This window comes from Pseudomonas sp., assembly GCF_049645325.1.
GTDB lineage: Bacteria > Pseudomonadota > Gammaproteobacteria > Pseudomonadales > Pseudomonadaceae > Aquipseudomonas.
The window spans coordinates 1-3221 of the sequence record NZ_JBARTQ010000376.1; the positions used below are offsets into that span (position 1 = coordinate 1).

The 3221-nt window shown below is 59.1% G+C and carries 2 protein-coding genes and 1 pseudogene; 2 read left to right on the forward strand and 1 reads right to left on the reverse strand.

The window, feature by feature from the left end:
- On the reverse strand, window positions 1–1540 hold a 1540-nt coding region (locus tag WBB95_RS16510), incomplete at its 3' end, for a hypothetical protein (RefSeq protein ID WP_424488565.1).
- A 266-nt stretch (window positions 1541–1806) separates the two neighbouring features.
- On the opposite strand from WBB95_RS16510, the gene WBB95_RS16515 reads away from it, so the two are divergent.
- Window positions 1807–2820 carry a LacI family DNA-binding transcriptional regulator gene (locus WBB95_RS16515; protein WP_424488566.1) on the forward strand — a complete coding sequence of 338 codons (1014 nt, stop codon included), beginning with the start codon at window positions 1807–1809 and terminating at the stop codon, window positions 2818–2820.
- A 42-nt stretch (window positions 2821–2862) separates the two neighbouring features.
- Window positions 2863–3221: pseudogene (locus tag WBB95_RS16520) on the forward strand (AP endonuclease); the annotation flags it as partial.

A 3221-nucleotide genomic window follows, 5' to 3' on the forward strand; every position in this document is an offset into this window, starting at 1 on the left:
TGGAGGTACAGGTCGCATAACCGTTCGTGAGCGAGTGTTGTATTTTCGGCGCCGGCAACGTTATGGCCGGTGCCGCGTTTACATTGACTTCGGTAATGACTGAGCGCTGTTGGTTTACACCGTTGTCGATGGTGTAGTCGAACGGCAAGCGTGCATTGACAATGCCTTCAAACAAGGACCACGGCAGGCTGCTGAATGAGATTATTTGCCCGGTCACATCACCGACTTTTACCGTATAAGTCGCCACCGGCCCCACGCCATTACAAAACAGCCTGAGCACTTCACCGGGTGTGGGGTCATCAAACAACGCGACCTGTGCAAGTACGTCCTGGCCGCGATGGCGATTGTCGATCACATTAAGCGTACTGGGGACCTGGCCAAGGATTTGCACCCTCGCCAACAATGGGTTGACCAACTCAGGGGCATTCGGGTTTTCCTGGCCGGGAATACCCAAGTTGACATTGAAGCTCGCCACGCCGGAGCGAATAGGGGTTTGTTGCCCGCGTGTGATTTCGTAGCGCGCCGGCACCAGATGGGCCACTAGGAGCGCAGCAGGTCCCCTGAGAATGGGCCAGGGTACTGCCACATCGAAGGGAAAACTCACCACCGGCTGGCGGGGTATTGGGCGACCATTCCAAAACACTTCTACCGTGTCTCCCGAAAGCCAACTGTAGGCCCGAATGCGCACTGATACGCCGCGGCGGGCGTCATCACGGTTGATCAACAGGTCGTCATAACTGGGCGGCGCAATTTCAGGCAGTTGCAAACCGGTGGGAGGGGCATTGAGTGCCAGTTGAAAGGCCAGGCCAGCGCTCAGGGAGCTGAAGTTTCCTGCCTCATCGAAGAGGCGGTAATACACATAGGCGGGCCCATTGAGCAGTCTGCGCAACTGCGCACCGTCCAGCGAGACAATCAAGGGATCGGAGGTCAACGTGAATACTTGCATCGCATCCGGTGCAGAGGCAGGACCGATGGGGCTATTGCTCAAATAGAGTTCACCACGGTCCCACGCTTCTCGACCGTTGTATTGCGCAAGCCTGATAAGTACCGGCGCGTTGGCGGCGATATAGGCCTCATCCACCACATTGGAAGGGGGCGCAACCACGAACATCGCGCGGTCCTGCGGGCTCAGTAATGTCGGGCCAACCATGTCGACCCTGATCTGCAGCCGTGAATCCATCTCGGTCACCCCGGCCTCCGTTTCGACCGAGTAGTAAATTTCGCCGGTACCGGATTGTTCCCTCAGCGTCGCCAAAGGGATGAAACGCACAATAGGATCTGGAATGGCGGGAGGCGGTGCTGTGAATGTCTCGGACCAACTGGTCTCTTTGCCATTGATGACCCAGACAATTTTCAGAATATGCGGAAGCTCACCCGGCGCAGGCTCCAGCCATTTTGGAATTGCCACCCGCAAGGGTGCTTGCATCAACGAGACCGGGATTACGCCACGCGGTCCAACACCTGGGATCACCAGCGGATCCAGCACACCCATGATGCTGCCACCCCCTGCTTTCGGATTCAGGCTAGTCGGCGTGGTCATGGGCATTTCCTCTGAGTCGCTGATGAGTTAGTCGTTGTCGAATCTGGCTGCCTGCTGTTGGATTGATTAAATGCCCGTTACGCGTTCCCGGATACTGTCAGAACTAACAGGTAGGCCTATCCATTCGTCGGGTTTTCACGCTGGACGGACCAAGCTGTTTCCAAATATTCCTTGACGAAAGGGTCGGCCTGACATTTCATGAAACCGGTTTCAGCGCTGTGCACGCACGCTAAAACCACTCAATCCAATAAGAAAGGCTTGCCACCGTGACGCCATTTTCCGCCGCCCAGCGTAGCCGCGTGACCATGCTCGATGTCGCCGAGCGCGCCGGTGTGTCCAAAGCCAGCGTCTCGCGCTTTATCGGTGATGACCGCACGCTGCTCTCCGACGCCATTGCGCTGCGCATCGAACAGGCCATCACGGAACTCGGCTACCGCCCCAACCAAATGGCGCGAGGCCTGAAACGCGGCCGCACCCGCCTGATCGGCATGCTGGTCGCCGACATCCGCAACCCCTATTCCATTGCCGTGATGCACGGCGTCGAAACCGCCTGCCGCCAGCACGGCTATAGCCTGGTGGTGTGCAATACCGACCGCGATGACGAACAGGAACGCCAGCACCTGGCGGCGCTGCGCTCATACAACATCGAAGGGCTGATCGTGAATACCCTCGGCCATCACCTCGACCAATTGCTGGAACTGCAGCGCGAAATGCCGCTGGTGCTGGTGGACCGCAAGGTCGAACCGCTGCACAGCGACCTGGTGGGGCTGGACAACCCGGCCGCCGTGCACATGGCCGTGGAGCACTTGCAGCAACAGGGTTACCGCGACGTGCTGCTGGTGAGCGAAGCCGCCGACGGCACCAGCTCGCGCCTGGAGCGCCAACAGAGTTTCACGGCTGAAATTGCCTGCCGAGCGGGATTGACCGGCGCAGTGTTGGAAATCGATGACGCGCTGGAAAACCGCCTTCAGGCCTTTCTTGCAAAACCTGGCCCCAAGGCGTTGTTCTGCGCCAACGGCATCGCCGCGTTGGCCTGCACCCGTGCCCTGAAAAACCTGGGCTGCAACCTGTTCGACGACGTCGGCCTGATCGCCCTGGATGACCTCGACTGGTACCCGCTGGTGGGCAATGGCATCACCGCCCTCGCCCAACCCACCGAAGCGATTGGCGCGAGTGCCTTCGACTGTTTGCTCAAACGCTTGCGCGGCGATCAGTCGCCCGCACGCGCGCTGGATTTTCTGCCGCAACTGGTTATCCGCGGCTCGACCCAAAACGCCTGATTTTTTAAAGAAAAATGAAACCGGTTTCAGAGGTAAACAACAATGCATAAATACCCCGTCTCCATCAGCCTTTCCAGCTACGGTTCAGACCTGGTTCGCGAGCAAGGCCAGCTCAGTTTTGTTGAGTTGTTGAGCGCTGCCGGCGCGCAACGTATCGAGTGGCGTGAAGAACTATTGACCACTGAGCAACCGGGCGCCCTCGCCCAGGCGGCCGCCGACCATGGCCTGGAATCGGTGTTTTCCTCGCCCCTGGAACTCTGGGTCGCCGGGCGCGCGCAGCCAAATGCCGAGCTTGCCGCCACCCTCGATCGCGCCCAGGCATTCGGTTCCGGCTGGCTGAAGGTCTCCCTCGGCTACTTTACCGACACCAACGACCTGCAAAGCCTGCACGCCCTGCTCAA